The following is a 15,210-nucleotide window of genomic DNA, read 5'->3' as shown; positions in this document are numbered from 1 at the left end:
AAAGCGACAATGGCGGGAAGTGGCGTACTGCCGCCCAATGGCCGATCCCGGTTTGGTCAAATCAGTGCTGATCAACCCCATGAAAATCGGCCAGCCAATGGCGGGCAATGGTACGCATCGCCGATTCTGGCAGCTCGAACAGGCCGGGAGCAAGAGGGCCTGCCGCCAGCATCCGGATCCCTTCCATGATCTCCGCCAGCACCAGATAGACATATTCGCCAATCACGGCGCCATGGACGAAGTTGACCGCCTCGCCCCGGTTGAGCAGGTAGATCTGGGTACCATCCGGCCGGTTGAGGGCCAGCACATGGGGGCACACCTCTTCGCTCGGCCACGGCAACTGGGCCAGCGAGAAGGCAAACTCGTCGTCGGCCGAGGTGACCGAGGCCACCATGGTGCCGGGGCGCAGCGCCTGCAGATCCGCCAAATCCAGCGAGCCGTTGCCGGTAGAGCAGATCACCAGCTCGGCGCGGCTCAAGGCTTCAGCCTTGGTGATCAAGCGAAAACCGTGAGAGAGCGCTTCGACCTGTCGCAGCACATCGGTCTCCACCAGCCCGAGATGGAGGTTGCGACAACGCAGGTCACGGGCGATGCTGCGCCCCACCTTGCCATAGCCAAACAGCACGGCTTCGCAGACGTTGAAGGTACGGTTGAGGTTGCGGGCCAACGACTCCGCGGAGTAGACCACGCTCAAACCAATCTGGATATCCTCGGCCTGCTTGAGGGGGCTGCGCGCCACCGACACCACAGGGGTCGCCAGCACCTCCTGCTCATAGCGTTGATGGCCGTTCTCGGTCATCTCCACCACCCCTAGGAAACGGGGGCCGAAGTATTCGCTCAAGATCACCTGGGTTTTGGCGAAGTAACCGCCTATATCGAGGATCAGCAACCGCTCGTGGGGGGCCACCAGCGGCGCAATCTGCTGGATGATGCTGTCGGGTTCATTGGTCCAGCGCCGGTTGAGGGGCAGCACCGGATAGTGCTGGGATACCCACTCCAGGGTCGGGCCGTGTACCGATTTCGGTTTGGGTAAAATGGCGCCAATCCGTCCAATCTGACCGAGAGCGTCGATAAAACGGGGGCGATCGGGAAGCAGGTGAGTGACCAGCAGAATGCAGAGACCATCGATACGTCCCTGTCCGGTGAAATGGCGAAAAAACAGATGCTCAGATCCTTGACTGCGCAACTGTGGCCTCCTTATGTGCCGCAAAGCAGGCAAACAGAACCCGGCGCGGCCGGGTTCTGTGTGTGTCCAAATAAAATGAAAATCCTTTTTATCTGAAACACATATGGGGCTCAATCATTATCTGCCAAGAGTATGAGCGAGTATGCAAAAATGACTGTAATTGCCTGTTTTTCATGCAAAAATCAGTACAAAGAAGCAGCAGGCCACACCCACCATAGGCTGAGCCCGGTTCCCGCGGCAGCAAGCAGGATCAGCCCACCCCAACGCACTGGCCAGGGTTTGTCACGTAACGCCCACTCCAGCAGCGGCAGCAACCAGACCGGCAGCAACACCACTAGCGGCACCTCCACATATTGCCAGGCCAGCATCTGGACGAAGGCGAGGGCCAGCGCCAGACCGGCGGGTGCTACCTTGATGCCAACAAAGGTGGCAAGCAGGGCGCGAAAACCGGCAAAAGCGGCCAGCGCACCGGCCAGTTGGGCAATCAGCAGACTGCCATCGATGCCGATCACCAGCGCCAGCCAGATAAAGCCGAGGGCAAACCCGAGCCCCTCGCGGCTGTCACAGCGCAAGGTGCTCCAGCCAAACCAGAGGATGGCGGGCAGTAGCGCCAGCCAGATCCCGGGTTCGCTCGCCAGTACCGAGGCCAATCCCTGCCACCACACCAGCGCACTGAACACCGCAAAGAGCAGCAGCGAACCGCGCTGATCGTTCACCTGAGCCGCAATGGCGGGGACCAGCAGGGTCAGCGGCAGCCACTGCCACGCCTTGGCCGGAATACCATAGAGACCGCCGAGCAATGAGCCCACCAGCCAGAGCGCCAGCGCGCCCCACAGATAACCCAGTCGCGGCCAGCGCCACGATAGCAAAGCGGCTCCCAGAGGAGCCGCCAGGGTTTGCAGCAGAAGTTCCGCGCCCATTACTTGCGCACGCCTTCGACAAACAGGTTGATGTTCATCTCGTCCGGGATGCCGGGCAGCATGTAGCTCACGCCAAAGTCACTGCGCTTGATGGTGGTGGAAGCGTTGAAGCCGCTGCGGTAGCCGCCCCAGGGATCCTTGCCTTCGCCAATTTTGACCAGATCGAAGGCCACTTCCTTGGAGACACCGTGCAAGGTCAGGGTCCCTTTCAGTACGCCTTTATCCTTGGTGCCCTCGTAAGCGGAGCTGACGAAGGTCATCTTGGGATACTGCTTCACGTCGAGGAAGTCCGGGCTGCGCAGGTGCTTGTCGCGGGCCTCGTGATTGGAGTCGACGCTGGCGGCATCCACTTCGAAGCTCGCCTTGGCGGCCGCCGGGTTGGCGTCATCCATGCTGAAGGTACCGCTGAAGGTGTTGAAGCGACCCACCAGCTCGGAGAAGCCCAGGTGACCCACCTTGAACTGCACTGTGGTGTGCGCCGCATCCACGTCGTAATCCGCCGCCATCAGGGGGGTAGCCATAAACAGGCAGGAGGCCAGCAGAGCCTTGGTCATTTTCATCCGTTCGTTCCTTCATCTTGGGGTTCACATCAGTGGTTAAAATGCTAACCTCGTTCTGAAGATGAATAATCAGTGATTTATTAAATTCATTATTTACTGAGGATGGAAAATGGACCAGATCGCCGCCATGCGTACCTTTATCAAGGTGGTGGAGTGCCAGAGCTTTACCAAGGCCGCCAACCAGCTCGGCATCTCGGTCGCCATGGCCTCCAAACTGATGCAGCAGCTGGAGGAGTCCCTCGCCACCCGGCTGCTGTCGCGCACCACCCGTCAGGTCAATCCCACCGAAGCGGGCCAGTTCTACTACCAGCGCTCCCTCGCCCTGCTGGCGGAGCTGGAAGAGACCCACAGCCAGCTGACCCACCACAACCAGCAGCCGAACGGCACCCTCAAGCTCTCGGTGCCGATGGATTTTGGCTATCTGCACCTCTCCCCCGCCCTGCCGCTGTTTCGCCAGCGCTTTCCCGATCTCAAGCTCGATATCGAGTACAGCGACCGGCGGGTAGCGCTGGTGGAAGAGGGGTTCGATCTGGCGCTGCGCATCGGCCACCTCAGCGACTCCTCGCTGGTGGCGCGCCAGCTTGCCACCATTCGGGTCGATCTTTGCGCCAGCCCCGCCTATCTGGCACGCAAGGGCAGACCGGAAAAACCCGAGGATCTCAAACAGCACGACTGTCTGATCTACACCCTGACCCAGCCGGAGTGGCACTTCAAACGGGGAAACGAGCAGCAGAGCATCCGGCCACAGGGGCCGCTGCGGGCCAACAACGGGGTGGCGCTGACCCGCGCCGCTTGTGATGATCAGGGCATCATATTGCAGCCCACCTTTATCGTGGGGGAGGCGCTGCGGTCAGGACAGCTGGTCAGCCTGCTGCCAGAGTGGGACAAGGGAGATGTGGGACTTTATGCGGTCTATCCGCACCGCCGCTTCGTCTCGGCCAAGGTGCGCTGCTTTATCGAGTTCGTGCAGGAGCGCTATCTCGCCCCGCAGCAGTGGGATGCGCCGACCTGATTGCCAGAGCAGAGGGTACGGCCTGCTGGTCCGGCTTGTAACCTAACGCTGGTCGGGTGCGGTGGTGGATGCAGCAACAGGGGTGAGCTTGGCTAGCAGACGCTCCTGCTCGGGGTGCAACTGCCAGCGTGGCAGTCGGGTGCGGACAACCGACAACTGCTGCTCACTGAGGGCATAGGGGAGCGCCACTTCAATCTCGGGGCAGTCAAACATGGCGGCCAGCTGCAGGATCAAAATAAGGTTTGCCTCGTCGGTCTTGTGCTTGTTGACCCGTTTGCGGATCTCGTGGCGCAGCTGGGTTTCGGGGTCCTGGGTCATCGCCTGCCAGCCGAAACCGAACAACGGCACCAGCGCGCTGACAATCCCCAGCGCCGTCATCGGCTGCTTGGGGGGATGATAGAGTGCGTTGAGATCCAGCCGAACAGGATTCTGACGAACCTCACCCTCACCAAATAAAATCGTTTTCGTCATTGGATTACCCGTTATATTCCACTAGACTGCGCCGCATATTTTACCCCGATATGCCAACGAGGTGCTGATGCTAAGCGATATCGAGATCTCCCGCCAGTCCCCCCGTCTCTCCATTCACGCGCTGGCCGAACGCCTCGCCATCCCCCAGCACCTGCTCAGCCCTCATGGCCACTACAAAGGCAAGCTCAGCCTCGACCTGCTCAAGTCTCTGCCCAAACAGAGCGGCAAGCTGGTACTGGTGAGCGCCATCACCCCGACCCCGCTCGGTGAAGGGAAAACGGTGACCACCCTTGGCCTCTCCATGGGGCTCAACCATATTGGCCAGCCCAGCATCGCCACTATCCGCCAGCCGAGCCTCGGCCCGGTATTCGGGGTCAAGGGGGGCGCAGCCGGTGGCGGCCACGCCCAGGTGGTGCCGATGGAGGAGATGAACCTCCACCTCACCGGCGATTTTCACGCCCTGACGGCGGCCCACAATCTGGCGGCGGCAGCCCTCGATGCCCGCCTGTTCCATGAGCGCAAACTCGGCGACCAGTTCACCGCCAAAACCGGCCTGCCGCGGCTTGATATCGATGCCGATAACATCCTCTGGCCGCGCACCCTCGACATGAATGACCGCGCCCTGCGTCACCTCACCATAGGTCAGGGCGGCGTAAGTGATGGGGTGGAGCGCAGCGATCGTTTCGTCATCACCGCCGCTTCCGAGCTGATGGCCATTCTGGCGCTGGCGAGCGATCTGAAAGACCTGCGTCAGCGCATCGGCCGCATCCAGCTGGCCCGCGATATCCACGGCAAGCCCATCACTGCCGAGCAGCTGGAAGTGGCGGGCGCCATGACGGTGCTGCTGAAAGACGCGCTGCAGCCGACCCTGATGCAGACCACCGAGCAGACGCCGGTGCTGGTGCACGCCGGCCCCTTTGCCAATATTGCCCACGGCAACTCCTCGGTGATCGCCGATCGCATCGCCCTTGGCCTGACCGACTATGTGGTGACCGAGGCGGGTTTTGGCTCCGACATGGGGCTGGAGAAGTTCTTCAACATCAAGAGCCGCCAATCCGGCATTACCCCCGCCTGCGTGGTGCTGGTGGCCACGGTGCGCGGCCTCAAGGCCAACAGCGGCCTGCTCGATATCCGCCCGGGCCAGCCGCTGCCAGCCAGCCTGCAGGGGGAAGATCTGCCGACCCTCAAGCAGGGCTGCGCCAACCTCGCCTGGCATATCCGGAACGCCCGTCGCTACGGGGTGCCGGTGGTGGTCGCCATCAACCGCTTCCCCACCGACAGCGAGGCCGAGCTGGCGCTGTTGGCCCATGAAGCGCAGCAAGCCGGTGCCTGTGGCGCAGCCATCTCCAACGCCTTCACCCAGGGTGGTGCCGGTGCCAGCGAGCTGGCCCGCGCCGTGGTCGCCGCCTGCGAGCAACCCGGCAAGGTGAAACTGCTCTACCCCGACGAGGCGAGCCTCGACGCCAAACTGGCGACCCTGGTGGAGTGCGGCTACGGCGGTCGCGGAGTGCAGCTCTCCGACAGAGCGCGCCAGCAGCTGGCCCAGCTCTCCGCCGAAGGGTGGGATCACTTGCCTATCTGCGTGGCCAAGACGCCGCTCTCCATCAGCCACGACCCAGCCCTCAAAGGGGTGCCGACCGATTTCGAGGTGCCCATCGACGAGGTGAAGCTCTGCGCCGGTGCCGGGTTCGTCTATGCGCTGGCGGGCCCCATCATGACCATGCCGGGGCTGGGCAGTCTGCCTGCCTATCGCCATATCGATATCGATGAGAACGGCGAGATAGTCGGCCTGAGCTGAGCCCTTCCACAACGCCAGAAACAACAAGGCCCCGCCAATTGGCGGGGCCTTCTGTTATCCATGCATCAACCCTTAGAGGGTGAAGCGCTGGGTCATATGGTGCAGGGTGTTGGCCAGCTTGCTCAGCTCGACGCAAGCCTGGGCGATCTGATGAGCGCCCTGGGCATTCTCGTCAGCGGCATTGTGAATGTTGACGATACTGCGGTTGAGCTCTTCGGTCACCGCGTTCTGCTCTTCGGTGGCGGTGGCGATCAGGGTGTTCATGTCAGTGATGCGCACCACGGCACCGTTGATGGTCTCGATACTGGTACCGGCATCCCGCGCCAGACCAACGCTCTCCTGCATCTGGTGACGGCTCAGTTGCATGGCGTTGCCCGCCTCGGCGGCGCGGCTCTGCAGCAGCTCGATCATCTTGCTGATCTCGGCGGTGGAGTCCTGGGTACGCTGGGCCAATGAACGCACTTCATCCGCAACGACCGCAAAACCACGGCCCTGCTCACCGGCACGGGCCGCTTCGATGGCAGCGTTAAGGGCCAGCAGGTTGGTCTGACCGGCGATATCGCGGATCACATCCAGCACCACGCTGATATTGGCGCTATCGGCCTCCAGCTGCTGCACCACTGTGCCCGCCTGTTCAATCTTGACCGACACCTCTTCGATGCTGGCAATGGAGCTGCGTACCACTTCGCTGCCGGCAGCAGAGGTGCGGGAGGCATCCTTGGCGGCGCTCATGGCATCCGTGGTGTTGCGGGCCACTTCGTTGACGGTGGACTGCATCTCGTTCATGGCGGTCGCCACCTGGGAGACTTCGTTCTGCTGGATGGCCATGCCGCTGGCAGACTGGCTGGAGATGGCGCTCACCTCCTCCACTGCGCTGCTGAGTTGGCTCACGGAGCCGGCGATCTCGCTCACCAGATCGGAGAGGGAGCCCTGCATCCGGTTGATGGCGGAGCCCAGCTGACCCAGTTCATCGCGGTTGAAGCGGCTGTCACGGATCCACTGCTGCAGTTCGCCCTGACCCAGATCGCCATTGGCAATACGCTGGGCCTGACGGGCCAGCATGATCAGCGGGTCGCGGATCTGGCGGGTCAGTACCACGGAGAGCACCACCACAAGAATCAGACCGAGCACCAGCGCGATGGTGACGCTCAGGTTGGCGGATTGATAAGAGTCGACAATATCGCTGCGGGATTCAGACGCATAACCATGGTTAATCTGGATAAGGGAGGCCACTGACTTGCTCAGCGCGGTGTAAAGGGGAACCCCCTCCTCAAGGAAGATGCGTTGGGCTTCGGCAAGCTGATCGCTGTCTTGCAGCTGTTTGACTCGCTGGTGCAGGGCGACGTAACGATCCCAGTCAGATTTCACCGTATCGAAGGTACGGCGCTCCGCCACATCCTCAGGCCAGATCGTCTTGTCATGGGCAATCAGCTGCTGCGCGATCGAGTTAAGCTGCTGACTGGCAATATTCCGATATTCAGCCCTTTTCAGCGGCTCGCCGGCCACCACGAAATAACCCAGCTCATAACGACGCAACTCACCGAGAGAATCCCCGATCGCGCTGGTGCGATTGACCGCTGGCAAGATGCTGTCGGTAAACCGGATGGCAACATCATTCATGTTGCCAAACTGGACAAGGGCAAAACCGCCGATAAAGGCGACCATCAAACCGAGCACGGCAAAGCCGGCGGTGAGTTTTTTACCTATGGTCATGGTACTGGTATTCATGGGATATCCTGGTGGTCGTTAAATTCGTAGCACTCGTCCGGTTCACGCCCTCCTGGCATGAACTATCTGGCCACCTGTTCAGTGGCGCACCATCCAACCTTGATGAATATCTCTGAATTCCATGAGCGGCAGCGAGAGCCGTGAGGGGGCGCTAGAGTAACCGGATTGTGATGGTTCGGAAAGAGTCTGTCCGGTTACTTTTTGTAAGGTGAAAACGAGGAATTTATCGTGCTCGATTAAATATACCGCTCAGATGAATAAATCGAAAAAATACATAACGTTTGCATAGTGCAAGCCGCACGGGCCAAACCGTTGCAGGCCGCCACTCTCATCCGGAACCAATGAAAAACGCCAGCAATGGCTGCTGGCGTCTCGTTTATTCAGCAAGGCGGTTACAAAATAACCGCCATCTTATCCGCGCAGGCCGCCCAGAAATTCGGCCCGGGTATCGGGTTGGGTCTTGAACACCCCACCGAGGGAGGTGGTGGTGGTGTAAGAAGTCGAATCCATCACCCCGCGCGCCTTGACGCAGTAGTGGGTCGCCTTGATGCTGATGGCCACATCCTTGGTGCCGAGCAGGGTCTGCAGCGCCAGCAGGATCTGCTGGGTGAGCCGCTCCTGCACCTGGGGACGGCGGGCAAAGAACTGCACGATGCGGTTGATCTTCGACAGGCCAATCACCTTGCCTCGAGGGATATAGGCCACATGAGCCATGCCGTCGATGGTGACGAAGTGGTGCTCGCAGGTGCTGGTGAGGCTGATGTCCCGCACCATGATCATCTCGTCCACCTGCATCTTGTTCTCGATCACTGTCACCTTGGGGAAGGTGGAATAATCGAGGCCGGAGAAGATCTCATTGACGTACATCTTGGCGATGCGATGCGGCGTCTCGGCCAGACTGTCATCGGCCAGATCCAGCCCCAGCGTCTCCATGATGGAGCGCATATGGCCTTCGATCTTCTCCCGCTTCTGCTGGCTGTTAAGCTCGTTGGTGACCAGGGGGGTTTCCAGTCCCTGGGCTTCGAGGGCAGCCCTGACCAGCAAGGCTTCCGGACTTAAGGTTGTCATTATCTTCTCTCCCACGCTCAGGGACTGTGAGGGCAGCTCATCGAGCAACCCCTTATGTTATGGCGGCGTACAGGGCCGACGGTATCGCTGTAATGGTCGCCACTCGGGATGTAACGGCCATCTGTTATGGCGGCATAGTAAACGGCCATTGCCGCCAAGATTCAAGTCAACTTGTGCGTCACCTCATACTTTATGGCCATCTAACCCCGTTTCAGCGCCGATTACCCCGAGAATCCTTGAGATAACCTGCCCATCCCCGGGGATTTTTGTGATAATCCCGCCTTCAATCATAGAAAGAGGTCATGACGATGGGATTTGATACCAGCGGACTACTCCCCTTAAGCGATGCCCTGCAAGGGATGCTGGAACAACTCGCCTGCTGCTGCGACAGCGAGCAGTTGCCCCTGCCAGAGGCCCTTGGCCGGGTTCTTGCCAGCGACATCGCCTCTCCCCTCGCCGTGCCCCCCTTCGACAACTCCGCCATGGACGGTTACGCCGTGCGCCTTGAGGATCTCGCCAGCGGCACCCCGCTCATCATGGCGGGCAAAGCGTTTGCCGGTCAGCCCTACCAGGGCGAATGGCCCGCTGGCCACTGCGTGCGGATCATGACAGGCGCCCCGGTACCCGCAGGCACCGATGCGGTGGTGATGCAGGAAGAAACGCAGGCCGACGGCGATCGGATCACTTTTCTGGCACAACCCGAACCGGGCCAGAATATCCGCCGCGCCGGCAGCGATATCGGCAAAGGCGCCTGCGTGCTGCCTGCCGGTACTCGCCTCACCCCAAGAGAGATGCCACTGCTGGCCTCCCTCGGCGTGGCTACCGTCGCGGTGCGCCGACCGCTGAAAGTGGCCATCTTCAGCACTGGCGATGAGCTCAAACCGGTCGGTACCCCGCTTGCCCACGGCGATATCTATGACTCCAACCGCTACGGCGTGCGGGCCATGCTGGCGCGCATGGGCTGCGACTGCCTCGACCTTGGCATCATCCCCGACGATCCCGCCCAGCTACGCGCCGCCTTTATCCGCGCCGACGAAGACGCCGATGTACTCATCACCACCGGCGGCGTCTCGGTGGGGGAAGCGGACTTCACCAAACAACTGCTGGACGAGCTCGGCGAGATTGGCTTCTGGAAGCTGGCCATCAAGCCGGGCAAGCCGTTTGCTTTTGGCCGTCTGCCCCGCGCCTGGTTCTTCGGCCTGCCGGGAAACCCCGTCTCCGCCATGGTCACCTTCGATCAGCTGGTGCAACCGGCGCTGGCCAAGCTGGCGGGCCAGCACTTCGAGCGCCCGCTCCAGCTGCAAGCCATTGCGGCCGAGCCACTCAAAAAGAGCCCGGGCCGACTCGACTTCCAGCGCGGCATTCTGAGTCAGGGACCGAACGGCCTCGAGGTGCGCAGCACCGGCTCGCAGGACTCCGCAGTGTTCAGCTCCCTGTCGCGAGCCAACTGCTACATCGTTCTTGAACGGGAACGGGGCCGCGTCGCCGCGGGCGAGACGGTGACCGTGGAGCCATTCGGGGGATTGCTGCTGTGAGCGAGATCCTGAGCGACGCCGAACTGCTGCGCTACAACCGCCAGATCATCCTCAAATCCTTCGATTTCGAGGGGCAGGAGGCGCTCAAACAAGCCCGTGTGCTGGTGATCGGTGCCGGTGGCCTTGGCTGCGCCGCCAGCCAGTATCTGGCGGTGGCCGGGGTTGGCCGACTCACCCTGGTCGATTTCGACAAGGTGGAGCTCTCCAACCTGCAGCGTCAGGTGCTGCACAACGATGAGCGCATCGGTCACTACAAAGTAGACTCTGCCGCCCAGTCGCTGCGCGCGCTCAATCCCTGGCTCAACGTCGAGACCCACGCGGCCGTGGCCGACGAGGCGCTGCTCGATACCCTGTTGCCCCAACACCAGCTGGTATTGGATTGCACTGACAACCTGGCCATTCGCAACCTGCTCAACCAAAAGGCACGCCAGCATGGCGTGCCACTGGTCAGCGGCGCCGCCATCCGGCTGGAGGGTCAGCTCTGCAGCTTCACCTGGCAGGAAGATGAGCCCTGCTACGCCTGCCTCAGCGCCCTGTTTGGCGAGCAGGCACTCACCTGCGTCGAGGCGGGCGTGCTCGCCCCTGTGGTGGGTCTGGTGGGCAGCCTGCAGGCACTGGAAGCCATCAAGCTGCTGGCGGGCACAGGAAAAAACTACAGCGGCCGCCTGCTGATGATCGACGGCCTGAGCGGCACCTTCCGCGAGATGAAGCTGCCCAAGCGCCCCGACTGCCCCGTCTGTTCCCATCCTTGACACAAACGGGATCAAAAAAGCCGAACCCTGTGGTTCGGCTTTTTGGTATCTGCACCTAACAACCCCTTCTTTAATGGGTCGTGAGGATCCGTTGCAACAGGTGATTAAAGCCCGAGGGGTCTTCCGCGGGCCAGGCGTGGTGGCCGTTGGGGGTGTGGATGGTGGCGTTGGGCAGGGCGGCAAACTGCTCTACCCGTTTGGCCAGCGGCAGGTAGTCGTGACTGGTGGAGATGATGGCCACCGGCTGCCAGATGGAGCCGAGCCGGGCGCGTACCGACCAGCCGGGTAGTGCCTCCAGCAGCGCCTTGTAGGTTTTCTTTTTATTGCGCACGAAACGCAGTCGGAAGGTGTGGCGCACCTGTGCCAGATCCGGGCCCGGGAAGAGCTCGCGTCCCAGCCACCAGGCGAGCGGGCGCATGCCAAACCAGCGCAGCCACTTGAAGCGCTGGGCGTAACGCTCCTGCTCTTTGGGGGTCTCCAGCAGAAACTCGCTAAAACCGTTGACCAGCACCAGCCCCTGCACCTTGTGGGGCAGTTGCAGCGCCAGCTCCAGCGCGACCATGGCCCCCAGCGACAATCCCACCACCCAGGCGGGTTCTGGCTGTGCATCGAGCCAGTTCACCACATCGGCTGCCAGGGTCGCCACATCGAACGGCCCTTCCTGCATGCTCTGCCCGTGGCCGCGCAAGTCCAGCGCTACCACCCGGTAGTGTTCGGAAAACCGTTCGATCTGCGCCTGCCAGTCGAGGCTGGAGGAGCCCAGCCCATGCAGCAGCAACAGCAAAGGGCCCTCCCCCGCACAGCGCAGGGCAAGACCGTTGAATTTCATCACCTGATTGCGGCGCATCAGTGTATTGCCTCTCGACTCATCACCTGAACCATCTCTTGTTGTTATGTTGCCCGTGGCCATCCTGCCACGTTATCAGCACGGCGCCCAATCAGCCTTCGCTGACCAGACTCACCGCCTTGATATAAGCGTAGATCTGCTGCTCCGGCGCCAGCGCCAGCCGCCTGGCGGAGCGGCTGGTGATCCGGGCCAGCAGTATCTGCTCACCCAGCGCCAACTGCAACAGGGTCTGGCCGGGGCGCACCTCGCGCACCGCCAGCAGACGGGTAACGAGACAGTTGGAAAGGCTGGAGTGCTCGATGGGGGCGGTGGCGATCACCACATCGCGCCCGGCCACCTTGATCTGCAATGGGCCACTCTCATCCGGCACATGGGTCATGGTGACCCGCAGTTGCTGCTCACCAAGCTGCAGGGTCGCCATCTGTTCATCGTCATCGTAGTGGGCCAAGGTGGCATCCAGCATCACCCCGGCATCGTCACGGCTGGCGAGCGAGAGATCGGTTCGGGCGAAGATCTCGCTCGGCCAGCCTTGCGCCTCGACCCTGCCACTTTCCAGCAGCACCAGCTGATCGCAGAGCAGGCTCACCTCCTCCATGGCGTGGCTGACGAAGATCATCGGGATGCTGCTCTCCTGCTGCAACCCCTTGAGCATATGGGCCTGATGGATGCGGCTGCGCCGATCGAGCGCAGAAAAAGGCTCATCGAGCAGCAGCAGATCAGGCTCGGCCAGCAGCGCCCGCCCCAATGCCACCCGCTGGCGTTGACCGCCAGAGAGGGCATGGGCAGGCTGCCCCAGCAGATCGGCAAAACCGAGCCGAGCCGCCAGCGCTTCGGGCTGCCAGCGCCCTCGCCCCTTGCGGGCCGCCAGTTGCAGATTGCCAAGCACCGTCAGATGAGGAAAGAGGCGCGAGTCCTGAAACACCAGTCCGATCCGGCGCGCTTCGGGCAGCAGTTGAGCATACTCCCGATCGCACCACCGCAAGCGATCCCCGTTTTGGCGATCGAGCCCGGCAATGATGCGCAGCAGGGTGCTCTTGCCACAGCCCGAGGGGCCGAACAGGCCGAGGATCCCCCCCAGCTCGAGGGTCAGTGCGCAGTCGAGGGTAAAAGGGCCAAACTCGCGCCGGACATGGAGGTTCAAGGCATGGCGGTGCGGCACATTCACAGGCGGCATAGTGGCGGGCTGGTTCATCCAAACACTCTCCGCTGTCGGCGCTGCAACACACCATAGACCAGCACCAGCATCACCAGCGAGAAGGCCATCAGGCCGCCCGCCAGAATATGGGCGTTCTGGTAATCCATCGCCTCCACATGATCAAACAGGGCTATCGAAAGCACCTGGGTCTCGCCGGGTATATTGCCGCCAATCATCAGCACCACGCCAAACTCCCCCAGGGTGTGGGCAAAGCCCAGCGCCGCCGCCATCACAAAGCTGGGCAGGGTCATCGGCAAAATGATGTGGAAGAAGCGCTCTAGTGGGCCAAGCCCCAGGGTCGCAGCAGCTTCCAGCTCCTTGTTGCCCATGTTGACGAAAGCGGAGGTGAGCGGCTGCACCACGAACGGCAGCGAATAGAGGATGGAGGCAAACAGCAGGCCGAGAAAACTGAAGGCGAGCGGGGCGCCAAAGGTGTCGCGCCACCAGGCGCCGAAACCATATTCGGGGGAGAAGGCGAGCAGCAGATAAAAACCCAGTACCGTGGGAGGCAGCACCAACGGCAGCGCCACCAGCGCCTCCACCAGCGGCCGCAGGCGGTTCTGACTGCGCGACAACCACCAGGCCAGCGGCGGAGCCAGCAACAGCAAAATCGCTGTGGTACTGGCTGCAAGCTTCAGGGTGAGCCAGACCGCCAGCAGATCCCCTTCACTCATTGCCGACCTCCCGGTTGATAAATGCCCCCAACGGCATGGTATCCATCCTTATTGCAAAGAGTGGCCGACCCGAAGGCCGACCACTCAGGGTATCGCATCAGGCCCATCCCCTTATTGGGGCAAGGCATAACCCGCTGCCTTGATCTGCGCCTGACCCGGCCCCTTGAGCCAGGCGACCAGCGCCTCGACCGCGGCACCTTTCTTCAATACCAGCCCCTGCTGCTCGATGGGAGGATAGAAGCTCGCTGGCACTGCCCAGGCTTCACCAGTCTTGCCCGCCTCAACCAGATTGGCCCAGGCGACAAAGCCCAGCTCGGCATTGCCGGTGTCGACAAATTGCCAGGTCTGGCCGATGTTGGCGCCGGTCAGCAACCGGTACTGCTTGGGAGCGATCTTGAGATGGGTGAGGGTCGCCATGGCGGCAGCACCATAGGGAGCAGTGCGGGCATTGGCGATGGCAAGGTTGCCTTTCCAGCTACGCAGGGTCGCCTCGTCAGGGGCCGGCCCCCCCTTCTTCCACAACCCCAGCTGGCCGATGGCGTAGGTGAAGCGATCGCTCCCCATGCCCTCTTTTTCCAGCTTCTCGGGGGTCGCCGCATCGGCGGAGAGGAAGAGATCGAACGGTGCGCCGTGACTGATCTGGGTGTAGAGCACGCCGGTGGCGGCAGACGAGATTGCCAGAGTGTGGCCGGTCTTGGCGGTGAACTCCTTGCCGATACGCTCTATGGTGCCCTTGAAGTTGGCCGCCACGGCCACTTTTACTTCATCGGCCTGCACGGCACCGGTATGCAAGGTGGCGGCGCAGACGCCGGCGATGACAACAGATAACAGCGGTTTCATTCCCTTTCTCCTGATGGGGCCCGCACATCCGCGCCCCTTGGCGGGGCCGTGGTTCCCGTTGAACCTGTGCCCCTCGTGATGAACAGGTCAGGCTTGCCAGCGGGCAGCGGCGGCGTTGTCGCTCTCCTTGGCCTCGACCCAGCGTTGCACACCCTCGGCGGTCAGCTCTTTTTTCCAGAACGGCGCCCGGGTTTTCAAGAAATCCATGATGAAGTGACAGGCGTCAAAGGCGGCGTCGCGGTGGGCACTGCTCACCGCCACCAGCACGATCTGATCGCCAAGCCACAGCTCGCCGATACGATGAATGAGGGTACACTCCTGCAGCGGCCAGCGGCGGCGGGCCTCCTGCACGATATCGGCCAGCGCCTTCTCGGTCATACCGGGGTAGTGCTCGAGGGCCAGCCCCTTCACCTCCTCCCCCTGATTGAAGTCGCGAACCTTGCCAACGAAGGTGACGATAGCGCCACTGTCGGGGCGGGTGGCGAGGCGGGCATATTCGTCCGCCAGCGAGAAATCCTCCCGCTGCACCAGAATGCGATCTGTGATGGCTACGACGTTCATGGCTCAGCCTCCGGTCGTTACTGGAGAGAAAGTGAAGAAGGCCACTTCGTCACCACCGCACAG

15 protein-coding genes are annotated in these 15,210 nt (G+C 61.9%); 4 read left to right on the top strand and 11 right to left on the bottom strand.

The window, feature by feature from the left end; genetic code table 11:
• Nucleotides 1-61: 61 nt before the first annotated feature.
• From I6L49_RS01415 to I6L49_RS01405, 3 genes are all read right to left on the bottom strand, one after another.
• Nucleotides 62-1,186, bottom strand: coding sequence for an adenosylhomocysteinase (locus tag I6L49_RS01415; RefSeq protein ID WP_005361782.1), 1,125 nt, complete (start codon nucleotides 1,184-1,186; stop codon nucleotides 62-64).
• Nucleotides 1,187-1,368: 182 nt separating this feature from the next.
• Nucleotides 1,369-2,106, bottom strand: a complete 738-nt coding sequence (locus I6L49_RS01410; RefSeq protein WP_216950430.1) for a hypothetical protein — start codon at nucleotides 2,104-2,106, stop codon at nucleotides 1,369-1,371.
• Nucleotides 2,106-2,666: a YceI family protein gene (locus tag I6L49_RS01405; RefSeq protein ID WP_005334411.1), complete on the bottom strand. Its 561-nt coding sequence runs from the start codon at nucleotides 2,664-2,666 to the stop codon at nucleotides 2,106-2,108. Before I6L49_RS01405 ends, I6L49_RS01410 begins: the two co-directional genes overlap by 1 nt.
• A 109-nt stretch (nucleotides 2,667-2,775) precedes the next feature.
• On the opposite strand from I6L49_RS01405, the gene I6L49_RS01400 reads away from it, so the two are divergent.
• Nucleotides 2,776-3,678, top strand: coding sequence for a LysR family transcriptional regulator (locus tag I6L49_RS01400; protein WP_216950429.1), 903 nt, complete (start codon nucleotides 2,776-2,778; stop codon nucleotides 3,676-3,678).
• Between the two features lie 42 nt (nucleotides 3,679-3,720).
• Here the strand turns inward: I6L49_RS01400 and I6L49_RS01395 are convergent, their stop codons facing one another.
• Nucleotides 3,721-4,149, bottom strand: coding sequence for a hypothetical protein (locus I6L49_RS01395; protein WP_042054625.1), 429 nt, complete (start codon nucleotides 4,147-4,149; stop codon nucleotides 3,721-3,723).
• Between the two features lie 67 nt (nucleotides 4,150-4,216).
• Between I6L49_RS01395 and I6L49_RS01390 the strand changes: the two genes are divergently transcribed.
• Complete coding sequence (locus tag I6L49_RS01390; protein ID WP_216950428.1) at nucleotides 4,217-5,947, top strand: formate--tetrahydrofolate ligase; 1,731 nt, start codon at nucleotides 4,217-4,219, stop codon at nucleotides 5,945-5,947.
• A gap of 72 nt (nucleotides 5,948-6,019) precedes the next feature.
• On the opposite strand, the gene I6L49_RS01385 is transcribed toward I6L49_RS01390, so the two are convergent.
• Both I6L49_RS01385 and folE read right to left on the bottom strand, forming a co-directional pair.
• Entirely contained in the window at nucleotides 6,020-7,675 is a 1,656-nt protein-coding gene (locus I6L49_RS01385) for a methyl-accepting chemotaxis protein (protein WP_216950427.1), read from the bottom strand.
• A 411-nt stretch (nucleotides 7,676-8,086) separates the two neighbouring features.
• Entirely contained in the window at nucleotides 8,087-8,743 is a 657-nt protein-coding gene (gene folE, locus I6L49_RS01380; RefSeq protein ID WP_042054628.1) for a GTP cyclohydrolase I FolE, read from the bottom strand.
• Nucleotides 8,744-9,051: 308 nt separating this feature from the next.
• On the opposite strand from folE, the gene moeA reads away from it, so the two are divergent.
• Together moeA and moeB are read left to right on the top strand one after the other, a co-directional pair.
• Nucleotides 9,052-10,278: a molybdopterin molybdotransferase MoeA gene (gene moeA / locus I6L49_RS01375; RefSeq protein WP_302054418.1), complete on the top strand. Its 1,227-nt coding sequence runs from the start codon at nucleotides 9,052-9,054 to the stop codon at nucleotides 10,276-10,278.
• Nucleotides 10,275-11,030: a molybdopterin-synthase adenylyltransferase MoeB gene (gene moeB / locus I6L49_RS01370; protein ID WP_139407105.1), complete on the top strand. Its 756-nt coding sequence runs from the start codon at nucleotides 10,275-10,277 to the stop codon at nucleotides 11,028-11,030. The genes moeA and moeB overlap by 4 nt, the downstream gene beginning before the upstream one ends.
• Before the next feature lie 70 nt (nucleotides 11,031-11,100).
• Here the strand turns inward: moeB and I6L49_RS01365 are convergent, their stop codons facing one another.
• From I6L49_RS01365 to moaE, 5 genes are all read right to left on the bottom strand, one after another.
• On the bottom strand, nucleotides 11,101-11,877 hold the full coding sequence (locus I6L49_RS01365; protein WP_216950425.1) for an alpha/beta fold hydrolase: 777 nt from the start codon (nucleotides 11,875-11,877) through the stop codon (nucleotides 11,101-11,103).
• 91 nt (nucleotides 11,878-11,968) lie between these two features.
• A complete protein-coding gene (gene modC, locus I6L49_RS01360) occupies nucleotides 11,969-13,051 on the bottom strand; it encodes a molybdenum ABC transporter ATP-binding protein (RefSeq protein WP_206525816.1) in 1,083 nt (360 codons plus the stop codon).
• Between the two features lie 14 nt (nucleotides 13,052-13,065).
• Nucleotides 13,066-13,746: a molybdate ABC transporter permease subunit gene (gene modB / locus I6L49_RS01355; protein ID WP_005353447.1), complete on the bottom strand. Its 681-nt coding sequence runs from the start codon at nucleotides 13,744-13,746 to the stop codon at nucleotides 13,066-13,068.
• A gap of 111 nt (nucleotides 13,747-13,857) precedes the next feature.
• Nucleotides 13,858-14,586 (bottom strand): molybdate ABC transporter substrate-binding protein, encoded by a 729-nt coding sequence (gene modA / locus I6L49_RS01350; protein ID WP_164537236.1) that lies wholly within the window; start codon nucleotides 14,584-14,586, stop codon nucleotides 13,858-13,860.
• Between the two features lie 87 nt (nucleotides 14,587-14,673).
• Nucleotides 14,674-15,147, bottom strand: coding sequence for a molybdopterin synthase catalytic subunit MoaE (gene moaE / locus I6L49_RS01345; RefSeq protein WP_021229349.1), 474 nt, complete (start codon nucleotides 15,145-15,147; stop codon nucleotides 14,674-14,676).
• Nucleotides 15,148-15,210 lie beyond the last annotated feature (63 nt).

This window comes from Aeromonas sp. FDAARGOS 1419, assembly GCF_019047045.1.
GTDB lineage: Bacteria > Pseudomonadota > Gammaproteobacteria > Enterobacterales > Aeromonadaceae > Aeromonas > Aeromonas veronii.
Note: the sequence above shows the minus strand (reverse complement) of the source record. Positions and strands in the feature narration are given on the sequence as shown.

Coding starts and splice junctions, on each gene's coding strand:
- I6L49_RS01410 (WP_216950430.1), bottom strand. CDS start 2,106: ATGGGCGCGGAACTTCTGCTGCAAACCCTGGCGGCTCCTCTGGGAGCC.
- I6L49_RS01405 (WP_005334411.1), bottom strand. CDS start 2,666: ATGAAAATGACCAAGGCTCTGCTGGCCTCCTGCCTGTTTATGGCTACC.
- I6L49_RS01400 (WP_216950429.1), top strand. CDS start 2,776: ATGGACCAGATCGCCGCCATGCGTACCTTTATCAAGGTGGTGGAGTGC.
- I6L49_RS01395 (WP_042054625.1), bottom strand. CDS start 4,149: ATGACGAAAACGATTTTATTTGGTGAGGGTGAGGTTCGTCAGAATCCT.
- I6L49_RS01390 (WP_216950428.1), top strand. CDS start 4,217: ATGCTAAGCGATATCGAGATCTCCCGCCAGTCCCCCCGTCTCTCCATT.
- I6L49_RS01385 (WP_216950427.1), bottom strand. CDS start 7,675: ATGAATACCAGTACCATGACCATAGGTAAAAAACTCACCGCCGGCTTT.
- folE (WP_042054628.1), bottom strand. CDS start 8,743: ATGACAACCTTAAGTCCGGAAGCCTTGCTGGTCAGGGCTGCCCTCGAA.
- moeA (WP_302054418.1), top strand. CDS start 9,052: ATGGGATTTGATACCAGCGGACTACTCCCCTTAAGCGATGCCCTGCAA.
- I6L49_RS01365 (WP_216950425.1), bottom strand. CDS start 11,877: ATGCGCCGCAATCAGGTGATGAAATTCAACGGTCTTGCCCTGCGCTGT.
- modC (WP_206525816.1), bottom strand. CDS start 13,051: ATGCCGCCTGTGAATGTGCCGCACCGCCATGCCTTGAACCTCCATGTC.
- modB (WP_005353447.1), bottom strand. CDS start 13,746: ATGAGTGAAGGGGATCTGCTGGCGGTCTGGCTCACCCTGAAGCTTGCA.
- modA (WP_164537236.1), bottom strand. CDS start 14,586: ATGAAACCGCTGTTATCTGTTGTCATCGCCGGCGTCTGCGCCGCCACC.
- moaE (WP_021229349.1), bottom strand. CDS start 15,147: ATGAACGTCGTAGCCATCACAGATCGCATTCTGGTGCAGCGGGAGGAT.